Genomic DNA, 18,552 nt, shown 5'->3' with positions numbered 1-18,552 from the left:
GGTTGTTGTCGGTCGTTCGGCGGACGGTCCTCCGCCTTGTGCGTACCTCACGATGCCGGTCTACTCGGCGGACACGGCAGGTCGGGACCTACGCCACCACGAGTTCAACCCCGGTGGCAGGCCCGGCGCCCGGGTCGGTGCCACCAGGGGCGATGTGGCTCAGCGTGAGATTTGGCCGGACAGAACGCACGTTCTGTCCGGCCAGCCCGCTACCTTCCCCTGCCCGCAGTTTCGGAAGGCCTGGGCCCTGACGCCGCTCCCCTGGGGGCTTAGACGTCCGCGCAGATCGCGTAGACGGTGAAGTCGAACGGGAAGCCGTAGTTGCCGGGCGGAACCACCTCCCAGCCGTTGGCTCCCACCGGGCGGGAGGCGCTGGGCGAGAGCGTGTTGGGCATGGTGTACCCGCCGCTCAGCACCCGCTTGCCCGGGCTGCACATGGCGCTCTGGGGGGTGGATGAGGACGGCGGATTCGTGAACTCCTCCTGCACGACCTCCCAGCCGGAGACACCGTCCCGGCCGGGCTCGCCCGCCGGTCCCTGTGGCCCCGCCGGTCCTTCCGGGCCCGCAGGGCCGGCCGGTCCTTCCGGGCCCGCAGGGCCGGGCGGTCCTTCCAGGCCTGCAGGGCCGGGCGGTCCTTCCGGTCCTTCCGGGCCGGGTGGGCCGGGTGGGCCAGGACGGCCGGGCGGGCACTTCCCGCAGTGATGGTGGTCGCAGCAGCTCGACGAAGACGAATCGGTGGCCCCGGCCGTCGTCAAAGCCGTCTGGGCGGAGGCGGAGGTCTGGACCGAGACGGCCCCGGCTCCGCCGAGCAACAGGACGCCCACCGCCAGCACGGAACATGCGGGGACGGATCGAACGTGGAAGGTCATGGCACTCCTCGTGTGTTCGGAGTGCAGATACCCGTGCCCCCGGGCGACACAGACGTTCACATGATCAAATTTCCGTCCAGTGATCGGTAAACCTGCTCGGGAGACGGGCTTCGCGAGCCCCGATCTCCGGTTCGTGGATCCCGAACTCCCTGGGTAAGACCCGGCCTGCGCGGGCTCCCGCGCTCTGACGGCGGATCGATGACGAGGACGCTCCCTCGAAGGCCCGGAGCCTAACTACGGGTGAGTTCCTCGGGGCGGTGGAGTTGGGTGGTGAACCAGTCGATGGTCCGGCGTAGTCCCTCGGCCGCCGGGACGGTGGCCTGCCAGCCCAGCCGGGAGGCGGCCAGGCCGGTGTCCGGGCGGCGCACGGCCGGGTCGTCGGTCGGGCGGGGGACGAAGACGATCGGTGAGGACGATCCGGCCAGGTCACGGATGGTGTGGGCCAGTTCGAGCATGGTCACCTCGGCGGGGTTGCCGATGTTGACCGGGCCCGCGAAGTCACTGTCGGCCAGGGCCAGGATGCCGGCGACGGTGTCGTCGACGTAGCAGATGGAGCGGGTCTGGGAGCCGTCGCCGGTCACGGTGATCGGCTCGCCGTGCAGGGCCTGGCGGATGAAGGTGGGGATGGCGCGGCCGTCGTACGGGCGCATCCGGGGACCGTAGGTGTTGAAGATCCGCACGATCGCGGTGTCGGTGCCCGCGGCGTTGCGGTAGGCGGTGGCCAGGGACTCGGCGAAACGTTTGGCCTCGTCGTAGACACTGCGCGGGCCGACGGGGTTGACGTTGCCCCAGTAGGTCTCGATCTGCGGGTGTTGCAGGGGGTCGCCGTAGACCTCGCTGGTTGAGGTCAGCACGAAACGGGCGTGCTTCTCCTTGGCCAGGCCCAGGGCGTGCAGGGTGCCCAGGCTGCCGACCTTGAGGGTGTCGATGGGGTGGCGCAGGTAGTCGACGGGGGAGGCGGCCGAGGCCAGGTGAAGGACGAGGTCCACGGCACCGGGAACATGGACGAAGCCGGTCAGATCGGTCTCGATGAGCCGGAAGGCGGGCCGGCCCATGAGGTGTTCGACGTTGCCGGGCGATCCGGTCAGGAAGTTGTCCATGCAGATCACCTCGTCGCCACGGGCCAGGAGGCGTTCGCACAGATGGGAGCCGAGGAATCCGGCTCCTCCGGTGACCAGGACTCTCATGATGGGCTCCTTTCCTCTGCGGCCGGCAGTGTGGCGATGGCGGCCAGGACGTCGGCGGGGCTGATGGTCAGCAGACCGGGGTCGGGCCGGGTCGCGAAGGGGTCGCCGGTGCGGCCGCGCCAGAGCACCACGTGGTGCCCTCTCCCGGGCGGGGGACCCCAGCGGGCGGGCGGGGTGGGGCCGAAGAGCACGACGGAGGGGGTGGACAGCGCGGTGGCCAGGTGGGCGATCCCGGTGTCGCCGCACACCACCAGCCGTGCCGTCCCGACCAGCGCCGCCAGCCGCTCCAGTCCGGTACGGCCCGCGAGCACGGCTTCGCGAGGCAGCCCGGCGAGGGCGGCCACGGTGTGGGCGAGGTCGCGTTCGGCGGCGTCCCCGGTGATGAGGACGCGGTGGCCGTCACCGGCGAGGGCGGCGGCGACCTGGGCGAACCGGTCGGGGGGCCAGCGGCGGGCGGGAAAGGCCGCCCCGGGGTGGACGATCACATGCCCCGGCCTTTCGGTCTCCCCGGCCCATCCGGCGTTCACGGCCGTGCCCGCCGACCCGGCGACTTCGACGCCTCCGGTGAGCCCGGCCGGTTCGGCCTCCCCGGCCGTCTCGACGGACGGAACGGGCAGCGCCAGGTCGGCGGGGTCGGCGGCGATGCCGTACCACTCAAGCAGGGCGCACCAGCGCTCCACCTCGTGCCGGTCGTCCCGCCAGGCGGGGCCGGACACCTCCGGCAGGGTGGGATGGGAGTGGGTGAGCAACCGGCCGGGGGCGGTGCGCAGCAGCGCCGTGGTGCTCTGCGGTCCCGCGCCGTGCAGGTTGACCGCCACCTCGGCCCCGAGGAAGGGGACGGGCCCGGGGCCGTGAACGTTCAGGACCTCGTCGACGGCGCCGGTCAGCCGGGCCAGCCCGGCCAGTACGGCGGGCGCGGCCAGCACGATCCGGTGCCGGGGCCAGGCACGGCGCAGGCCGCGCAACGCCGGTACGGCGGTCAGCAGGTCGCCAAGGCCCAGGCCCCGCAGCACCAGCACCGTCGGCTCCCCCGCGTGCCGCGGCCCGGGAACCCCGGTGCCCGAAGGTCCCGGGACGGACGGCGGTGTGTTCTCCCCGAGAGCGGCGCCGGAGGGACCGGACGGCGGTGTGCCTGCCGGGAGCCGGCTCCGGGGGCCGGGGGCGGTCACGGCCAGGAGGCCTCGGTCGAGGGGCACACGACCAGTTCCCTGACCTCGCATCCCGGCGGCTGGGACAGCGCGAACAGCACGGTGGCGGCCACGTCCTCCGGCGGGTTGAGCAGGGTGTCGGGGCCGGGTTTGTACTGCTCGGTGCGGCCGTCGAAGAACGGGGTGCGCATCCCGCCGGGCACCAGCAGCGTCACCCCGACCCGCCCGGCCAGTTCCGCGGCCAGGGCGCGGGTGAACCCGACCACCCCGAACTTGGAGGCGCAGTAGGCGGTCGCGTCGCTGAGCGCCCGCAGCCCCAGCGTGGAGGCGCAGGTCACCACCCGTCCCCGGGAGGCGGTCAGGTACGGCAGCGCGGCCCGGACGACCGTGGCGGTGCCGATCAGGTTGACCTGGACGACCCGTTCCCAGGCGTCGGCGGGCACGTCCTCCAGTCGCCCGCAGGCGTCGATCCCGGCGGCGGTGACGACCCCGTCCAGACCTCCGGCGTGGTCGGCCAGTTCGGCCACGGCCCGTTCGGTCTGGGCGCGGTCGGTCAGGTCGGCGATCACGTGGTCGAAGCCGTTCTCCGGCGGGTTGACGTCCACGACCAGAGGACTGCCGCCCTCCTTGGCGACCGCGACGGCCACCGCCCGACCAAGCCCGGACGCTCCACCGGTTATCAGGATATTTCCAAGCATGTGAACCTCTTCTCAACGTCAGGAACGAGTGGTGCGCAGGGCGGTGATCAGCCCGGTGGTCGAGTAGCCGGGCACGGTCGGCAGGATCACGACGTCGCCGCCGCAGCGCCGTACGGTGTCGGCCTCGGGAAGGTCGGCCTCGGTGTAGTCGCCGCCCTTGACCCACACCTCGGGCCGGAGCCGTTCGACGACGGCGGAGGGCGTGTCCTCGTCGAAGACGACGACCGCGTCGACGCACTCCAGCGCCCGCAGCACCTCGACACGGTCCTGCTGGGCGATGACGGGACGGCCGGGGCCCTTCAGACGCCGTACCGACGCGTCGGAGTTGACGCACACGACCAGCGCGTCCCCGAGAGCCCTGGCACGGCGGAGCAGGCTGACGTGACCGGCGTGCAACAGGTCGAAGCACCCCCCGGTCGCCACGAGCCTGCCACCGGAGGCCCGGACGAGGGCGGCCGCGTCCGCGCCGTTCGCCGACACGCGGGGCGGGGGGACGTCGGCGGGGGAGACGGACCGGACCGCCGCCGCCCCTCCGGCCTTCACGAACCGGGTGGCCTCGCCGACCGCCGCGGTGACCGCCTCCTCGACGGGCACGCCGCCCGCCAGGGCGAGGGTCGCGGAGACGGCGAACCTGTCGCCCGCGCCGCACGGGTCGCGCCCGCAGGCCACGTCGGGCGGCGCGATACGGACGTGCCTGCCGTCCCGGCGCGCCAGCACGGCTCCCCGGTCTCCCAGGGTGACGGCCACCGCCCCCACCCCGAGTTCACCGGCCAGCCGCAGGGCGACGTCCTCCGGCGTCGCGTACGGCCGCCCGCACAGCCTGGTGGCCTCGGCCTCGTTCGGCGTGGTGAGGGCGCAGCCCGGCAGCGGGACGGCGCCGCGCGGATGCGGATCCCACACGATCGGGGCGTGGAGACCCTCAAGAAGGAGGTCCTCCAGCAGGGGACGGCACACCTCGGCGACACCGCGCCCGTAGTCGGAGACCAGGACCGCCCGCGCGCCGCGCAGTACCGCCGACAGGCGCCGCCGGAGCACCCGGTCCGTTCCGATCCTGGCCAGGCCGTCGCCCGAGTCGATCCTGACCAGGGTCTGGCCCCCCGCCCTGACCCGGGTCTTGCGGACGGTTGCGCCCCGCAGCGGCAGCCGTACCACCCGAACGCCCTCGGGGAGCAGACCCGTCAGGTGACGGCCCGAGGTGTCGTCCGCGAGGGCGGTGACCAGGGTCACCTCGGCGCCGTCGCGGGCGGCGAGCAGCGCGGCGAGCCCGGCCCCGCCCGGACGCCGGTGCTCCACACGCACGTCGACGACGGGCGCCGGAGCCTCAGGGCAGAGCCGTTCCGCGCTGCCCTCGATGTCCACGTCGAGCAGGCAGTCGCCGACGATCACGATCGGGCCCGTCACGAGTGGTCCTCCTCGATCACGTCGCAGAGCATGTGGATCACCGCGAGGTGCACCTCCTGCACGGTGGCCACGTCCTGGACAGGGACCGCCAGCGTCTCGTCGCACAGCTCGGCCAGCGGGTTGGGGGCCGGGCCCGTCAGTGCCCACGTGGTCAGCCCGCACTCCCGCCCGGCCTGCGCCGCGGCCAGCACGTTGCCGCTGGCGCCGCTGGTCGACAGGCACATCAGCACGTCCCCCGGCCTGCCGTGCGCGCGCACCTGGCGGGCGTAGGCCTCCTGGGTGCCGAAGTCGTTGGCGATCGCGGTGAGGCTTGAGGTGTCGGCGTGCAGCGGGATCGCCGCGTACGGCCGCCGGTCGGCGCGGTAGCGGCCGACCAGTTCGGCGCTCAGATGCTGCGCCTCCGCGGCGGAACCGCCGTTCCCGCAGGTCAGCAACCGGCCTCCGCCGTTGAGCACCGCGGCGAGCTTGCTGCCCCACGCCTGGATTCTGGAGGTCTCCCGGTCGACGGAGACCAGGGTCGTGCTCAGCCGGAACAGATGAGGATGCATGTCCGCTCAACCTTCCGCGACGGCGAGCCGGTCGAGCCGGCCGCTGATCAGAGCCTGGTAGACCGACTCGGTCTGGGCCGCGATCCGCGGCCATCCGTACCGCTCCCTGGCCCGCCGTACCCCGGCGGCGGCGAGCCGTTCGCGCAGGCCCTGGCGGGCCAGCAGGTCGTTCAGGGCACGGGCCAGGGCGTACGGCCTGCGCGGCGGCACCAGCAGCCCGCACCCGGCCACCGTGTCCAGGTGTCCGCCGACCGCCGAGGCGATCACCGGAACCCCGCACGCCATCGCCTCGACCGGCACGATGCCGAACGGCTCGTACCACGGCACGGTCACCAGCACGTCGGCCGAGCGCAGCAGCGCGGGCACCTCTCCCCGGCTCACGCTGCCGACCAGGCGGACCCGTCCGGCCAGCCCGTACCCGGCGACCAGGAGCCGCAGCCGCCCGACCTCCTCGTCGTCGGGAGAGCCGCCGACGATCACCAGTTCGGCGTCGGGCACCCGGCGCAGCGCGCGGATGACCGTGTCGACGCCCTTGCGGGCGACCATCCGGCCGATGCTCAGCACACGGGGACGCCCACCGGCCGGGGCGGCGGGACCGTCGGGGTGGAAGCGTTCCAGATCGACCCCGCACGGTACGACCGTGACCTTCCTGTCCGGGATCCCCATCGCCCGCAGTTCGGTGACCTCGTCGGAACAGGTGGCCACGATCGCCGCGGCCCGCCGTCCGATGTCGGTCTCCGTCGCGATCCGCTCGGGCGGGCTGGTGTCGGCGGCGCCCTGCCAGCGTCGCTTGACGGTGCCCAGCGCGTGGAAGGTCTGCACCACGGGAACCCCGGCCTCACCGGCGGCCGTCAGCGTGGCCATGCCGCTCATCCAGAAGTGCGCGTGCGCCACGTCCGGCGGTTCGGCGGTCCAGCGGCGCGCCAGGTGGGCCGCGAAGGCGGGCATGTGCGGTGGCAGGTCGTCCTTGGGGATCGGCCTGGCCGGTCCTGCGCTCACGTGCTCGACACTCACCCCGGGCGCCATGACCACCGTTTCCGGCAGGCCGGGGGCGTCCCGGCGGGTGTAGACGACGACCTCGTGGCCGCGACCGGCCAGGGCGGTGGCCAGGGCCGCGACGTGGACGTTCTGCCCACCGGCGTCCACGCCGCCGATCGTCGCCAGTGGGCTGGCGTGCTCGGAGACCAGGGCGATCCTCATGACGCCTCCTCCTTCACCGTCAGACGGCGTACCGTGTCCTCTTCGTCCTCGCCCTCCTCCACCCAGTCCTGCGGCGCCGCCAACCGGCGTACCGCGTCGACGACCTGGGCCGGGGTCACCGAGGACAGGCACGGGTGCCCGGCGACCGGGCAGACCTGGGCCCGGCTGCCCCGGCAGGGCGCGTGCTGGTCCCCGAGCAGGGTCACCGCCACCCCGTAGGGCGCCCACCGGGCGGCCGGGACGGTCGGGGCGAACAGGCTGACCACCGGGGTCGCGACCGCGGCGGCCAGGTGCGCGGGCCCGGTGTTGGCGACCACCACCGCCTCCGCCCCGGCCAGCACCCCGGCGAGCTCCGCCAGCGAGGTCCTGCCGCCCAGGTCCACGGCGTGCGATCCGGCGACCCGCGCGGTGAGCGACGTCTCGCCGGGGGTTCCGGTGACCACGACCCGGTACCCGGCCGCGGCCAGGTGCCGCACCGCCCGCTCGCAGTGGCCTGCAGGCCAGGCGCGGGCCGGTACCGAGGCCCCCGGGTGCACGACCACGTACCCGGCGGGCCCGGTCAGGTGCCCGACCGGGGGCAGCGGATGCCGTACGGCCAGCCGCCCGTCGTCGCCGGGAGGCAGCTCGAACCCGGCGGCACGGGCCAGGGCGAGCATCCGTTCGGCCTCGGGGACGTCCACCTCCTCGTCGACCGTGTGCCGCACGTCCAGCAGGGAGCCGGGGTAGTCGTTGCTGATCGCGGCGATCCTGGGCACCCCGGCCAGTCGCAGCAGCGCCGCCAGCGGCAGCGCCGACTGGTGGAAGGAGGTGAGGAGCAACGCCTGCCGCGGCGCCACCCGCCGGACGGCCTCGATCAGCCGGGCGGCGTGCTCGCCGGTCAGGGGCGGCGGGGCCGGGTCGATCCACGGGGTGCGCCACCGGATCACCTGGTCGACCCCGGGCAGCAGTTCGGCCGCGGCCTGCCCGTTCGGTCCGGCCAGCACGACCACCCTGGCGGCGTGGTTGGCCACCGCCCGGATCGCGGGACCGGCCAGCAGCACGTCCCCCGCGTTGTCCGTCCGCGCCACCAGGACCGTCCCGGTCCGCGACCACGGAGCCGAGAGCGCCTTCGCGGCGGAGGACGAGGCGGTCATCGGCGCACCCGCCATTCGCCGCGCAGCCGATGGACGCACGCGGCCGGCGGGATGAGCACGCTCGTGACCGTCATCCGCCTGATCTCCTCGCCGGTGCGCGGCCCCGGGGCGATCCGCGCCCAGGCGAACTCGGCGGTCAACGCCAGCCACCCGGCCCCGGCCAGTGCCGCGCCGCCCCGCAGGGCGCGGGCGGCGCGGCCGTCGCTCCCCAGGGCGAGCGCGCCCGCCAGCAGGCCCACCAGTCCGAGGCCGGTGGTCAGCGCGTGCCTGCCGAGCCGTCCCCCGCCCTCGCCGACGGCCGCCCGCCAGCCGGGGCCGTGCACCCGGCGCATCAACGCGTCGTCGGCGTTGCCCCGCTGACGGCGCAGGCTGGCCCACGGCCCGTCGTCACGGACCGGGTGCCGCACCAGCCGTTCGCCCCGCACCAGCAGCCAGCCCGCCGTACGCAGCCGCAACGCCAGGTCGGCGTCCTCGCGGTAGGCCCGTGGGAAGCGTTCGTCGAAGCCGTTGACCTTCTCCAGCGCCGCCCGCCGGTAGGCCATGTCGGCGGTGATCCACGCGGCCCCCGCCAGGCCGGCGGTGTTGCGTTCGTCGTCGGTCGGCGCCCTGCCCTGCGGCAGCGGCACCTCGACCCGGCCCTGGCTGCCGGCCGCCTCCTCGGGCAGGCCGGCCAGGTCGGCCGTCACCGCCCGCGCCCAGCCGGGCGCCGGGACCACGTCGTCGTCAAGGAACACCACCCACGGCGTCCCGGCCGCCCGCCACCCGGCGTTGCGCGCCGCCGCGGGGCCCCGGCCGCCCGAGCGCACCACCCGCACCCGGTCCGACCCGGCCCCCGGCAGCTCGCCGACGGCCGTAGGGGGGCGGTCGTCGACCACGACGACCGCCACGTCCGCGCCGAGCGCGGCCAATGTCGTGGCCAGGCTGGGACGGCCGATCGTGGGAATCACCACCGTGAATTCGCCGGGAGTCTCCGAAGCGCTCATGTGGCGAACACCGCCTCCCGGCGCACGAGGTACGGCCCCAGCACCAGCACGTCCACCGGCGCCGAGCCGAAGCACTCAAGGGCGTCGCGGGGATCGTCGACCATCGGCCTGCCCGCGGTGTTCAGGCTCGTGTTCACCACCACCGGCACCCCGGTCCGGTTCGCGAACTCCTCAAGCATCCGCGCGAGCAGCGGCTCGGTCTCCCGTTCCACGGTCTGCACCCGGGCCGTGCCGTCCACGTGCACGACCGCCGGGATCCGCTCCCGCCACACCGGGTCCACGTCGTGCACGAACAGCATGTACGGACTCGGCAGCGGCCCCCGGGTGAAGATCTCCCCCGCTCGTTCGGCCAGCACCATCGGCGCCACGGGCCGGAACTGCTCACGGCCCTTGACCTCGTTCAACCGTTCGGTGTTGCCCGCCCTGCCCGGGTGCGCCAGCAGCGAGCGCCGTCCCAGCGCCCGTGGGCCGTACTCGCTGCGGCCCTGGAACCACGCCACGATCCGGTCGGCGGCCAGTTCGGCCGCGACCGTCGCCGCCACGTCCGCCGGCTCCTCGTACGGCACGTGCGCCGCCCGCAGCCAGGCCGCCAGCTCCGCGTCCGACCACTCGCGGCCCAGGTCCGCCCCCGGCATCGGCGCGGCCGGTTCGCCGAACTCCCGCGCCAGGTGCAACGCCCCGCCCAGGGCGGTTCCCGCGTCCCCGGCGGCGGGCTGCACCCACACCCGTTCGAACGGGCCCCGTTCGGCCAGGTAGGTGTTGGCCACGCAGTTCAGCGCCACCCCACCGGCCATCGTCAGCACGCGCCGCCCGGTCCGTTCGTGCAGCCAGCAGGCCAGTTCGAGCAGCACCTCCTCAAGCCGGGTCTGCACACTGGCCGCCAGGTCCGCGTGCTCCTCGCCCCAGTCGTGTCCCGGCCGCAACGCCTTGGCGTACGCCGCCCAGTCGATCGGCTCGACGCGGAACCCGCCGTCCCCGGTGGTGTAGATCAGCTCCCGCAACTCGTCCAGGAAGCGGGGCGCGCCGTAGGAGGCGAGCGCCATCACCTTGTACTCGTCGCTGGAGCGCATGAACCCCAGGTGCTCGGTGACCGCCTCGTACATCAGCCCCAGCGAGTGCGGCAGTTCCTGGGCGGCGAGCACCCGCAGCCGCCCGTCCTCGTACACCCCGGCCAGGTGCGAGAGGGCCTCTCCCCGCCCGTCGCACACCAGCACCGCCGCGTCCTCGTACGGCGCGGCCAGCCCGGCGGAGGCCGCGTGCGCCACGTGGTGGGGCACGTACCGCACCTGTGCCGCGTCCAGTCCCGGCAGCACTCCCGCCAGGAACGCCGGGGCCCGCCGCGCGTACGTGGTGCGCAGTTCCTCCCACCGCTCGTCCAGTCCGGCCTGACCCGGTCGTACCAGGTTCGGGTCGTAGGAGTAGGCGACCGCGTCCAGGTCCTCCGGGCGCAGCCCCGCCCGTTCCAGGCACCAGGCCGCCGCCTTCTCGGGCAGCTCCCACGCCGAGAACGGCACCGGCCGTTTACCGTGTTTGCGCCGACTGAACCGTTCCTCCTCCGCCGCGGCGACCACCTCACCGTCGACGATCAACGCCGCCGCCGGATCATGAAAGATCGCATTGATCCCGAGAAATCTCATAGGTCCACCTCTCCTACGCACCGGATAACTACCGACGAAGTCCTCCTCAAAACCGGCAAATCAAGAAAAATCATGAAAATGATCGAATATTAGATATATGTGGATTTCTATAGTTAATCGAGGTTTGCTGTCGGAAATGGCGAACGACAAGGCGTCCTTCGGGAAAGCATCGGGAATGATCACCCGCGTCGGGCGGTGATCACCGCCGGGGGCGACGGGTGAGGTACGGGAAAGCCCGGGTAGGGGGGTCGGGTGAACGTCCGAGCCGTACCGGTGATCGCGCTGGCCCTCACGCTGGGCCTGTCGGGATGCGCCACAGAGGGAAAGAGCGCCGCGGAGCGGACCGTCGAGCGTTTCTACACCGCCGTCCGCGACCACGACGGGCAGCGCGCCTGCACCCTGCTGGCCCCCGAGGCGGTCGAGGGGCTGCGCACCGGCGGTGAGGTCTGCGCCAAGGCAGTCCTCGGCCTCGACCTGCCCGGCGGGCAGGTGCGCGAGACCGCCGTCTGGGGAGACGAGGCCCAGGTACGGCTCACGCACGACACCGTCTTCCTGCACCGCTTCCCCCTGGGCTGGCTGGTGCGGGCGGCCGGGTGCAGGTCACGGGGTGACCTGCCGTACAGCTGTGAGGTGAAGACCTGAGATGCGCGCCATGTTCGTCGTCACGATGACCGTCATCACGGCCGGGCTGGTCTACTTCTTCGCCATCGGCCTGCTGCAGCGTTAGGGGGTGCCGTGAGACGTTTCGTGCGGGACAACGCGTTGAGCCTGTTCTTCCTGGTGGCCTTCCTGCTGGCGGTCGTCGGGCAGTCCGTCGCGGGGGTGGCGGACGCCAACGCCGACCAGCTCGCCAACGGCGGGTCGGCCGTCTCCTGGTGGCAGTACGTCACCTCCTCCGACTTCGCCGTCGACGTGGCGGAGAACTGGCAGTCGGAGTACCTCCAGTTCCTGCTGTTCATCGTCATCACCGTCTGGCTGGTGCAGCGGGGCTCGCCCGAGTCGAAGAAACCGGGTGAGGAGGGCACGGGAAGCGACGCCGAGCAGAAGGTCGGGCGGCACGCCGTGCCCGGCAGCCCCGAATGGGCCGGGGCGACCGGGCTGCGCCAGACGCTGTACGGGAACTCCCTCGGCCTGCTGATGGGGGCGATCTTCGTGCTGTCCTGGCTGGCCCAGGCGGTCGCGGGCACCGCGAGCTACAACCGCAGGCAGTTGTCACAGCTGCAGGACCCGGTGAGCCTGGGAGGGTACGTCGCCTCCCCGGACTTCTGGAACCGTACGCTGCAGAACTGGCAGTCGGAGCTGCTGGCCGTACTGTCGATGGTGGTGCTCTCGATCTACCTGCGTCAGCGTGGCTCACCGGAGTCCAAGCCCGTCGGCACCCCGCACGAGGAGACCTCAACGGAGAACTGAGCGTCTCAGGGCTTGGGCGTGTCCTTCCGGTCGTCGGGGACGTTCGGCTCGGGGCCTTCGGGGTCGATGCCGACGGGGGCGTCCGCTCCCGCGGCGTTCTCCCGGTCGTCCGGCACCTGGGCCGGAGGCCGTGGCGAGGTGTCCTCGGGGTCCGTCTCGGTCATCGTGATTTCTCCGTTCCGCTTTGCGGCCTTCCATTGCCGGGCGATCGAAATGTTGTCCGGTGGTCGCTCTCCGGAATTGTCGATGGTGCGGCCCAGCCATCGATACCCCGACATATACGTATTTCGCATATGCCGCTATGAAATAATGGGAAAAGTTCTACCGATCGTGTCGGTCACGGAACCTGTTCAGCACCGCCGCGAGGGTGATGCCGTAGACCACGTGCCCGACGGCCATGACCGCCGGACGCCCCGGCCGGTCCGCGGAGATCGGCGGCAGGGCCGTCACCCCCGGTACCCACCCCTGGTAACTGGCCAGCCAGATCGCCAGGCCGTACCCGATCCCGGCCGGCACCGGAGTCCGGTGCCCCCTGCTGACCAGGCGGAACAGCGCCCCCGCCGTCATCCCGAAGCCGAAGTGGGCCAGGGCGCCCAGCACGCCCTCACCCGGTTTCCTGCGGTGCGGGTGGCCGGGCAGGACGGCGCGGGCGATGTGCTTGGGCGGCTGGTCCGCCATCAGCCCCGCCCGGCTCCCCGCCAGCATCACCGCGCTCATCGCGGCGGTGGCCAGCGCGCCGCCGACCCCGCCTTCGAGCAGCCCCCGCCCGTTCATGTCAGCTCCGGCAGGACCTGGGCGGCGTAGAAGTCGAAGAAGGCGTCCTGGTCGGGGCCGATCTGGTTGACGTAGACCTCGTCGAACCCGGCGTCGACGTACTGGCGGATGGCGGCCAGGTGCCGCCGCGGGTCGGGACCGCAGGGGGAGGAGGCGACCGCGTCGTCCTCCCCGACCATCTCGGCGAGCTGTGCGAAGTGCCGGGGCAGCGGCAGCAGCTGCGACGCCTCCCCCTTGATGCCCTGCGTCGGCCACAGCCGGTGCACGTGCGAGCGGGCCTGCGCCTCGTCGGAGGCGTAACAGACCTTCAGCCCGCCCTGCGTCGTCTTGCCCGCGCCACCCGACTTGTGGAACGTCTCCACCAGTTCGGCGCTGGGACCGGTGGTGATGAAGCCGTCACCGATCCGCCCGGCCAGCTCGGCGGAGTGCTCGCCGAGACCGGACACGTAGATCTCGGGGGGCTCGTCGGGCAGGGTGTAGAGCCTGGCGGTGTCCACCTCGTAGTACTGGCCGCGATGGGTGACCAGCTCGCCGCTCCACAGCCACCGCATGAGCTCGACGGCCTCGGCGAGCATCTCCATCCGTACGGCCGCCGGCGGCCACCGGTCGCCGAGGATGTGCTCGTTGAGCGCCTCGCCGGTCCCCACGCCGAGCCGGAACCGGCCCTCGGTGAGCACGGCGCTGGTGGCGGCGGCCTGGGCGACGACCGCCGGGTGGATCCGCACCAGGGGACAGGTGACGGCGGTGGTGATGGGCAGCGAGACGGCCTGGGAGAGGGCGCCGATCACGCTCCACACGAACGGGCTCTGACCTTGCTCGTCGAGCCACGGGTGATAGTGGTCGGAGATCCACAGGGCCTGGAACCCGGCCTGTTCGGCCAGTTTGGCCTGCCGTACCAGCTCCTTCGGATCGTGTTCCTCACAGCTCAGGAAATAGCCGAACCTGGTCATCGTCGGCTCCCTTCGACGGGGTGGTCCTTCCCCTACCCCGCCCGTCAGGGTGAAACAGATCAGCCGGTGAATAGGCTCTGGAGGCATGTACCCGAGTTCCGCTCTTGGTGAGTTCCTCCGTTCACGTCGGGCCAGGCTCAGGCCGCAGGACGTGGGCTGAGCGCCGGAGTGAGGAACCGGCGGGTCGAGGGGCTGCGCAGGGAGGAGCTCGCCTCCCTCGCCGGGGTCAGCGTCGGCTACTGCACGCGGCTCGAACAGGGCCAGAGCCCGAACGTCTCCGAGGAGGTCCTGGACTCCGTGGCCCGCGTCCTCGGGCTGAACGGCGAGGAGGTCGCCCACCTGCACGGGCTGGCCAGGGCCTCCCGGGGCCGGGAGCGGGCCAGGCCGGAACGGCTGCGCCCCGGGGTGCGGCTCATGGTGGACTCCCTCACCGAGATGCCCGCCATCGCGGTGGGCAGGCGGGGCGACATCCTGGCGCACGCCCTGCTCGCGCCGCACCGGCCGTTCGAGGGGGAGGAGCGGCCGAACTTCGTCCTCATCGACTTCCTGGAGACCGAGTTCTCCCGTGGGCTCCACGTCGATGGGAGCAGAAGGCCCGCGACTCGACGGCCAGGAAGACGCCGAGAAGGACCACCGCGGCCGACAGCGCCAGGACATCGCCGGTGGAGACGCCGTAGACCAGGGCGAACAGCCCTCCGCCGGTCGGGCCGGACGACCAGTGGTCCAGATCCCCGTCCCCAGCGGCCCGAGGGCCGGGGCCGGGGGACGCGGACCGTCCGCCGCTCGACACCCGGGGATCGTGTCCACCCCGAGTACGCGGACCATCCCCACGGCTGTGATACGTTGATGGTAGTTGCAGTTTTGGTACCCATGATGAACTTGTGTGCACCTGACGGTTTGTAGCGTCGGGTGCATTTTTTGTTTACCGGTCTTCTCCGGTGTGGGCTTATCACGGCGACGCGAAATTCGTGTCAGTACGGATTTCGGCTCTACACCTACCAAGAGGAGATCAATATGGCTTCCGGCACCGTGAAGTGGTTCAACGCGGAAAAGGGCTTCGGCTTCATCGAGCAGGACGGCGGCGGCGCCGACGTCTTCGCCCACTACTCCAACATCGTCGGCCAGGGCGGCTACCGCGAGCTGCGCGAGGGCCAGAAGGTGACCTTCGACGTCACGCAGGGCCAGAAGGGCCCGCAGGCCGAGAACATCGTCGCCTCCTGACGACGAACACCGGGATCAGGGCCCGCGCCTTCACGGCGCGGGCCCTTTTTCCTTTTCACCAACGGAATCGCGTCTCCCACCGAGGTCACGGGGTACGGCGGGCACGCAGGGCCCGGACCTTGTGGCGGTTGCCACAGCGCTCCATCGAGCACCAGCGCCGGGCACCGGGCCGGGAGGAGTCGACGAAGACCAGCGGGCAGGTCTCGCTGGCGCACTCGCGGAAGCGCTCGGCCAGCGGCCCGGACAGCAGCTCGATCATCTCCCGGGCCATCGTGGACAGCGCCTGGGACGCCAGAACCGGCGCCGCCCACCCGATGGCCGTGCCGTTCCCGGTGAGTTCGGGGACCAGTGGCGGTGAGGCGGCGGCCCGGTTGACGGCCGCGACCGCCTCGGCGGGCAGCGGGCGGCGCGCCGCCCTGGCCCGTGCCGCCGCCCAGATCGCCTGGCGGAGGGTTTTGGCCGCGACCAGGTCGTCGGCTGTCACGGGGGCCGTGACGATCGCGTCCAACGGCGGCTGGGCCAGCCATTCGACCAGGTCGGTCGGCTCATGGAGGGTCTCGAACACCGCGTAGTGGCCTTCGCCCCCGGTGTAGGCGAAATCCAGGCAGACGGCGCCCGCGTCGAAGCGGAAGGAGCCGCCCTTGGGGTCGTGGAGCACCCGTCCGGTTGCGTTCGTGCGCATGTAACCACTATAACTGGTGTCAGTCGAAACCGGTATTACCGGTGTCATGCAGGAGGAAACACATGGGCGTCCGGCACATCAACCCCGAGGGTCTCCACCGCAGCCCGGCCTTCAGCCAGGCCGTCGTGGTCGAGCAGCCGACGAAGACCATCTACATCGGCGGCCAGAACGGCGTCGGCCCCGACGGCAAGGTCGTCGGCCCCACGGTCGGGGAGCAGGCCGCGCAGATCTTCCACAACCTCTCGACCATCCTGGAGAGCGAGGGGGCGACCCTGGCGAACATCGTGCACTGGACCATCGCCGTGGTCGACGGCCACTCCTTCGACGAGGGCGTGGCGGCCTTCCGTCAGGTCTGGAACTTCGCCGCCCCGCCGCCCGCCATCACGCTCCACATCGTCGCCGGCCTCAACCCCGGATGCCTCGTGGAGATCGACGCCGTCGCCGTCGTGTGACCCCGGTCAGAGGTCGAGCCCGGTGAAGTAGGCGGCGGTCTCCGCGTCCGCCGGGTAGTACGACTCGATCGAGACCTCCTCCAGCGTGATGTCCAGCGGGGTGCCGAACGTGGTGACGGTCGAGAACAGCCGCAGCTCCCGGCCGTCGAAACGGAAGATCATCGGAGTCGCGACCTCGGACCCGGCCCGATGGACCACCTCCGCACCCCCGGGGGCCAGCAGTTCCTCGTGGAGCGCGGCCAACCCGGGGTCGGGGGCGACCGCGAGCTGACGGGAGATCCGGACACGCAGCAGCGAGCGCACCTCCGCCAGGTTCACGATGAACGGGGCGAGTCCACGCGGATCAAGCCCCAGCCGCACCATGTTGACCGGCGGGCGGAGCAGCTCGGGGGCGACGCGCGCGAGAAACGGGGCGACGGCGCGGTTGGTCAGCACGATGTCCCACCGGCGGTCGACGACCAGCGCGGGGTACGGCTCGTGCGCGCGCAACACCCTTTCGACCGCCTCCCGGGCCGCGGGCAGCGCGTCCCCGTCGAGCGGCCGTTCCGGGTAACGGGGGGCGAAACCGGCGGCGAGCAGTAGCCGGTTGCGCTCACGCAACGGCACGTCGAGCTGCTCGGCGAGCCGAATGACCATGTCGGCGCTCGGGCGGGACCTCCCGGTCTCCACCAGACTGACGTGCCGGGCCGAGACGTCGGCGGCGATCGACAGATCGAGCTGGCTGAGCCCGCGGCGGTGCCGCCACCGCCGCAACAGTTCCCCGACCGTGCGCATGGCCGCCGACACTAGCCCTCCTGCGGGCCGTACGCCATGAAACGGCATTTCATCGACAACCCCTGGCGGGGGTGGAAACACTGGCGACCCATGACCACAGGTAACAAAGGTGTCGTGGAACGGGCGCTGACGGCCCTGGTCGCGACCGGAGACGTCGACGCGCTCGCGCCGCTGCTGAGCGACGGCTTCGTCCACCACCGGCCGGACGCGACCTCGAAGAACAAGACGGAGTGGCTCGCCGCCGTCGGCGCCGCGCTCGGCCCGCTCACCGGCATGCGGGTCGAGGTACGGCACCTGCTGGAATCCGGCGACCACGTCGTGATGCACTCGCTGCGCCGGCTTCCCGGAACCGGGCCGGAGATCGCCGTCGTCGACATCTGGCGCCTCGACGACGGGCTGATCGCCGAGGCGTGGGAGATCATCGAACCGGTGTCCCAGGCCGCGGCCAACCTGACCTGGTGGGCGCCGACCGGCCGCTGACCCGGCCTACGCGGGCTGCCGGGCCGTACAGCAGGCGGTATGGGGAGCGCCGGGCCGTACGCGGGGGCCCGGGAAGCGCCGCACGAGTGAGCCGTTGAGCCAGGTCTATGGTTTGCGGCCCACCGCGGCGTACATGTTGGTCGCGGTGTCCGGGAGGGGCTGCTCGCCGGGGGCGGGGTGCCAGCGCGGCATCGGGACGATCCCCGGGTCGAGCAGTTCAAGGCCGGAGAACAGCCGTTCGACCTCGGCGCGTCCCCGCAGATACATGGGGATGCCGCGCTCGGTGTACTCGCGGGCGAGCCGTTCGGACTCGGGGGCCAGCTCGCCGGTCGGGATGGTGATGGCGAGGTGGCTGCCCGGGGCGAGCGGTTCGAGGAGCGACTCCACCACCCCCTGGGCGTCCTCGACGAACTGGAGCATCGCGATCAGGGTGAGCGCGACCGGCTGGGAGAAGTCGATCACCTCGTGGAGCGTGGCGTCACCGAGAAGCGCCTCGGGGGTGCGCATGTCGGCCTGGATGTAGGCGATGCGCCCCTCGGGCGTGCCGGTCAGCAGGGCACGCGCGTGCAACAGCACGATGAGGTCGTTGTCGACGTAGACGACACGCGCGTCCGGCGCGGTCTCCTGGACAACCTGGTGCAGGTTCGGCGAGGAGGGGATGCCGGTGCCGATGTCGACGAACTGCCGCACGCCCAGGCCGGTGAGGTGACGGGCCATCCGGTGCATGCAGGCCCGGTTGGCCAGCATCGAGGTGCGCAGCCCGGGCCAGTCGGCCAGCACCTTGGCCGCGGTCTCCCGGTCAGGGGCGAAGTTGTCCTTGCCTCCCATGATGTAGTCGTAGACCCGGGCCGAGTGCGGCCGGTTGGTCTGCAGATCGACCGAGGCGATCCGGTCCTGGGGGGCGTCCGACATCTGTGACCACTGCCTTCCACTCGCTCCTGCCATAGTGTCATGATCGCGCACTCAAGATCGTCTTTCGTCCACGAATCACGGTTCACCCCTTCG

22 protein-coding genes are annotated in these 18,552 nt (G+C 72.2%); 6 read left to right on the top strand and 16 right to left on the bottom strand.

The window, feature by feature from the left end:
• Window positions 1–269: 269 nt before the first annotated feature.
• The 10 genes from ABZ470_RS29965 to ABZ470_RS29920 all read right to left on the bottom strand — a co-directional run bounded on the left by ABZ470_RS29965 (window position 270) and on the right by ABZ470_RS29920 (window position 10,804).
• Window positions 270–488 (bottom strand): hypothetical protein, encoded by a 219-nt coding sequence (locus ABZ470_RS29965; protein ID WP_362915620.1) that lies wholly within the window; start codon window positions 486–488, stop codon window positions 270–272.
• A 611-nt stretch (window positions 489–1,099) separates the two neighbouring features.
• Entirely contained in the window at window positions 1,100–2,056 is a 957-nt protein-coding gene (locus ABZ470_RS29960; RefSeq protein WP_362915618.1) for a UDP-glucuronic acid decarboxylase family protein, read from the bottom strand.
• A complete protein-coding gene (locus tag ABZ470_RS29955) occupies window positions 2,053–3,075 on the bottom strand; it encodes a glycosyltransferase family 9 protein (protein ID WP_362915616.1) in 1,023 nt (340 codons plus the stop codon). Before ABZ470_RS29955 ends, ABZ470_RS29960 begins: the two co-directional genes overlap by 4 nt.
• 146 nt (window positions 3,076–3,221) lie before the next feature.
• Window positions 3,222–3,902: an SDR family oxidoreductase gene (locus ABZ470_RS29950; RefSeq protein WP_352015014.1), complete on the bottom strand. Its 681-nt coding sequence runs from the start codon at window positions 3,900–3,902 to the stop codon at window positions 3,222–3,224.
• 18 nt (window positions 3,903–3,920) lie between these two features.
• Complete coding sequence (gene rfaE2 / locus ABZ470_RS29945) at window positions 3,921–5,303, bottom strand: D-glycero-beta-D-manno-heptose 1-phosphate adenylyltransferase (protein WP_362915614.1); 1,383 nt, start codon at window positions 5,301–5,303, stop codon at window positions 3,921–3,923.
• Entirely contained in the window at window positions 5,300–5,851 is a 552-nt protein-coding gene (locus ABZ470_RS29940; protein ID WP_352015012.1) for an SIS domain-containing protein, read from the bottom strand. The genes rfaE2 and ABZ470_RS29940 overlap by 4 nt, the downstream gene beginning before the upstream one ends.
• 6 nt (window positions 5,852–5,857) lie before the next feature.
• A complete protein-coding gene (locus ABZ470_RS29935; RefSeq protein ID WP_362915612.1) occupies window positions 5,858–7,051 on the bottom strand; it encodes a glycosyltransferase in 1,194 nt (397 codons plus the stop codon).
• Window positions 7,048–8,184, bottom strand: a complete 1,137-nt coding sequence (locus ABZ470_RS29930) for a glycosyltransferase family 9 protein (protein WP_362915610.1) — start codon at window positions 8,182–8,184, stop codon at window positions 7,048–7,050. The genes ABZ470_RS29935 and ABZ470_RS29930 overlap by 4 nt, the downstream gene beginning before the upstream one ends.
• The gene (locus ABZ470_RS29925; RefSeq protein WP_362915608.1) at window positions 8,181–9,167 is read right to left on the bottom strand and encodes a glycosyltransferase; all 987 of its coding nucleotides are present in this window, start codon (window positions 9,165–9,167) and stop codon (window positions 8,181–8,183) included. The genes ABZ470_RS29930 and ABZ470_RS29925 overlap by 4 nt, the downstream gene beginning before the upstream one ends.
• On the bottom strand, window positions 9,164–10,804 hold the full coding sequence (locus ABZ470_RS29920; protein WP_352015008.1) for a carbamoyltransferase C-terminal domain-containing protein: 1,641 nt from the start codon (window positions 10,802–10,804) through the stop codon (window positions 9,164–9,166). The genes ABZ470_RS29925 and ABZ470_RS29920 overlap by 4 nt, the downstream gene beginning before the upstream one ends.
• Window positions 10,805–11,056: 252 nt before the next feature.
• On the opposite strand from ABZ470_RS29920, the gene ABZ470_RS29915 reads away from it, so the two are divergent.
• Window positions 11,057–11,446 carry a hypothetical protein gene (locus ABZ470_RS29915; RefSeq protein ID WP_352015007.1) on the top strand — a complete coding sequence of 130 codons (390 nt, stop codon included), beginning with the start codon at window positions 11,057–11,059 and terminating at the stop codon, window positions 11,444–11,446.
• A 93-nt stretch (window positions 11,447–11,539) separates the two neighbouring features.
• Window positions 11,540–12,214 carry a DUF6766 family protein gene (locus ABZ470_RS29910; protein ID WP_362915605.1) on the top strand — a complete coding sequence of 225 codons (675 nt, stop codon included), beginning with the start codon at window positions 11,540–11,542 and terminating at the stop codon, window positions 12,212–12,214.
• Between the two features lie 5 nt (window positions 12,215–12,219).
• Here the strand turns inward: ABZ470_RS29910 and ABZ470_RS29905 are convergent, their stop codons facing one another.
• The 3 genes from ABZ470_RS29905 to ABZ470_RS29895 form a co-directional block, all read right to left on the bottom strand.
• Window positions 12,220–12,378 (bottom strand): hypothetical protein, encoded by a 159-nt coding sequence (locus tag ABZ470_RS29905; protein WP_362915604.1) that lies wholly within the window; start codon window positions 12,376–12,378, stop codon window positions 12,220–12,222.
• 157 nt (window positions 12,379–12,535) lie between these two features.
• Window positions 12,536–12,988, bottom strand: a complete 453-nt coding sequence (locus tag ABZ470_RS29900) for a DUF6789 family protein (protein ID WP_362915603.1) — start codon at window positions 12,986–12,988, stop codon at window positions 12,536–12,538.
• On the bottom strand, window positions 12,985–13,938 hold the full coding sequence (locus tag ABZ470_RS29895) for an LLM class F420-dependent oxidoreductase (RefSeq protein ID WP_352015003.1): 954 nt from the start codon (window positions 13,936–13,938) through the stop codon (window positions 12,985–12,987). The genes ABZ470_RS29900 and ABZ470_RS29895 overlap by 4 nt, the downstream gene beginning before the upstream one ends.
• 168 nt (window positions 13,939–14,106) lie before the next feature.
• On the opposite strand from ABZ470_RS29895, the gene ABZ470_RS29890 reads away from it, so the two are divergent.
• Together ABZ470_RS29890 and ABZ470_RS29885 are read left to right on the top strand one after the other, a co-directional pair.
• Entirely contained in the window at window positions 14,107–14,841 is a 735-nt protein-coding gene (locus ABZ470_RS29890; protein ID WP_362915601.1) for a helix-turn-helix domain-containing protein, read from the top strand.
• Window positions 14,842–14,952: 111 nt separating this feature from the next.
• Window positions 14,953–15,159, top strand: coding sequence for a cold-shock protein (locus tag ABZ470_RS29885; protein WP_352015001.1), 207 nt, complete (start codon window positions 14,953–14,955; stop codon window positions 15,157–15,159).
• Between the two features lie 85 nt (window positions 15,160–15,244).
• Here ABZ470_RS29885 and ABZ470_RS29880 read toward each other — a convergent pair whose 3' ends face one another.
• Window positions 15,245–15,841, bottom strand: coding sequence for a CGNR zinc finger domain-containing protein (locus tag ABZ470_RS29880; protein ID WP_362915599.1), 597 nt, complete (start codon window positions 15,839–15,841; stop codon window positions 15,245–15,247).
• Window positions 15,842–15,903: 62 nt separating this feature from the next.
• Between ABZ470_RS29880 and ABZ470_RS29875 the strand changes: the two genes are divergently transcribed.
• Window positions 15,904–16,293, top strand: coding sequence for a RidA family protein (locus tag ABZ470_RS29875; protein WP_352014999.1), 390 nt, complete (start codon window positions 15,904–15,906; stop codon window positions 16,291–16,293).
• Window positions 16,294–16,299: 6 nt separating this feature from the next.
• Here ABZ470_RS29875 and ABZ470_RS29870 read toward each other — a convergent pair whose 3' ends face one another.
• On the bottom strand, window positions 16,300–17,067 hold the full coding sequence (locus ABZ470_RS29870; protein ID WP_362915597.1) for a helix-turn-helix transcriptional regulator: 768 nt from the start codon (window positions 17,065–17,067) through the stop codon (window positions 16,300–16,302).
• Between the two features lie 90 nt (window positions 17,068–17,157).
• Between ABZ470_RS29870 and ABZ470_RS29865 the strand changes: the two genes are divergently transcribed.
• Window positions 17,158–17,547, top strand: a complete 390-nt coding sequence (locus ABZ470_RS29865) for a nuclear transport factor 2 family protein (RefSeq protein WP_352014997.1) — start codon at window positions 17,158–17,160, stop codon at window positions 17,545–17,547.
• A gap of 105 nt (window positions 17,548–17,652) precedes the next feature.
• Here ABZ470_RS29865 and ABZ470_RS29860 read toward each other — a convergent pair whose 3' ends face one another.
• Window positions 17,653–18,492 (bottom strand): SAM-dependent methyltransferase, encoded by an 840-nt coding sequence (locus ABZ470_RS29860; protein ID WP_362915595.1) that lies wholly within the window; start codon window positions 18,490–18,492, stop codon window positions 17,653–17,655.
• Between the last annotated feature and the right edge of the window lie 60 nt (window positions 18,493–18,552).

This window comes from Streptosporangium sp. NPDC020072 (assembly GCF_040631445.1).
Taxonomy (GTDB): domain Bacteria; phylum Actinomycetota; class Actinomycetes; order Streptosporangiales; family Streptosporangiaceae; genus Streptosporangium.
This window is presented reverse-complemented; position numbering and strand designations above follow the sequence as displayed.

Coding starts and splice junctions, on each gene's coding strand:
- ABZ470_RS29860 (WP_362915595.1), bottom strand. CDS start 18,492: ATGGCAGGAGCGAGTGGAAGGCAGTGGTCACAGATGTCGGACGCCCCC.
- ABZ470_RS29920 (WP_352015008.1), bottom strand. CDS start 10,804: ATGAGATTTCTCGGGATCAATGCGATCTTTCATGATCCGGCGGCGGCG.
- ABZ470_RS29935 (WP_362915612.1), bottom strand. CDS start 7,051: ATGAGGATCGCCCTGGTCTCCGAGCACGCCAGCCCACTGGCGACGATC.
- ABZ470_RS29905 (WP_362915604.1), bottom strand. CDS start 12,378: ATGACCGAGACGGACCCCGAGGACACCTCGCCACGGCCTCCGGCCCAG.
- ABZ470_RS29865 (WP_352014997.1), top strand. CDS start 17,158: ATGACCACAGGTAACAAAGGTGTCGTGGAACGGGCGCTGACGGCCCTG.
- ABZ470_RS29930 (WP_362915610.1), bottom strand. CDS start 8,184: ATGACCGCCTCGTCCTCCGCCGCGAAGGCGCTCTCGGCTCCGTGGTCG.
- ABZ470_RS29875 (WP_352014999.1), top strand. CDS start 15,904: ATGGGCGTCCGGCACATCAACCCCGAGGGTCTCCACCGCAGCCCGGCC.
- ABZ470_RS29870 (WP_362915597.1), bottom strand. CDS start 17,067: ATGCGCACGGTCGGGGAACTGTTGCGGCGGTGGCGGCACCGCCGCGGG.
- ABZ470_RS29940 (WP_352015012.1), bottom strand. CDS start 5,851: ATGCATCCTCATCTGTTCCGGCTGAGCACGACCCTGGTCTCCGTCGAC.
- ABZ470_RS29900 (WP_362915603.1), bottom strand. CDS start 12,988: ATGAACGGGCGGGGGCTGCTCGAAGGCGGGGTCGGCGGCGCGCTGGCC.
- ABZ470_RS29885 (WP_352015001.1), top strand. CDS start 14,953: ATGGCTTCCGGCACCGTGAAGTGGTTCAACGCGGAAAAGGGCTTCGGC.
- ABZ470_RS29880 (WP_362915599.1), bottom strand. CDS start 15,841: ATGCGCACGAACGCAACCGGACGGGTGCTCCACGACCCCAAGGGCGGC.
- ABZ470_RS29950 (WP_352015014.1), bottom strand. CDS start 3,902: ATGCTTGGAAATATCCTGATAACCGGTGGAGCGTCCGGGCTTGGTCGG.
- ABZ470_RS29960 (WP_362915618.1), bottom strand. CDS start 2,056: ATGAGAGTCCTGGTCACCGGAGGAGCCGGATTCCTCGGCTCCCATCTG.
- ABZ470_RS29895 (WP_352015003.1), bottom strand. CDS start 13,938: ATGACCAGGTTCGGCTATTTCCTGAGCTGTGAGGAACACGATCCGAAG.
- ABZ470_RS29925 (WP_362915608.1), bottom strand. CDS start 9,167: ATGAGCGCTTCGGAGACTCCCGGCGAATTCACGGTGGTGATTCCCACG.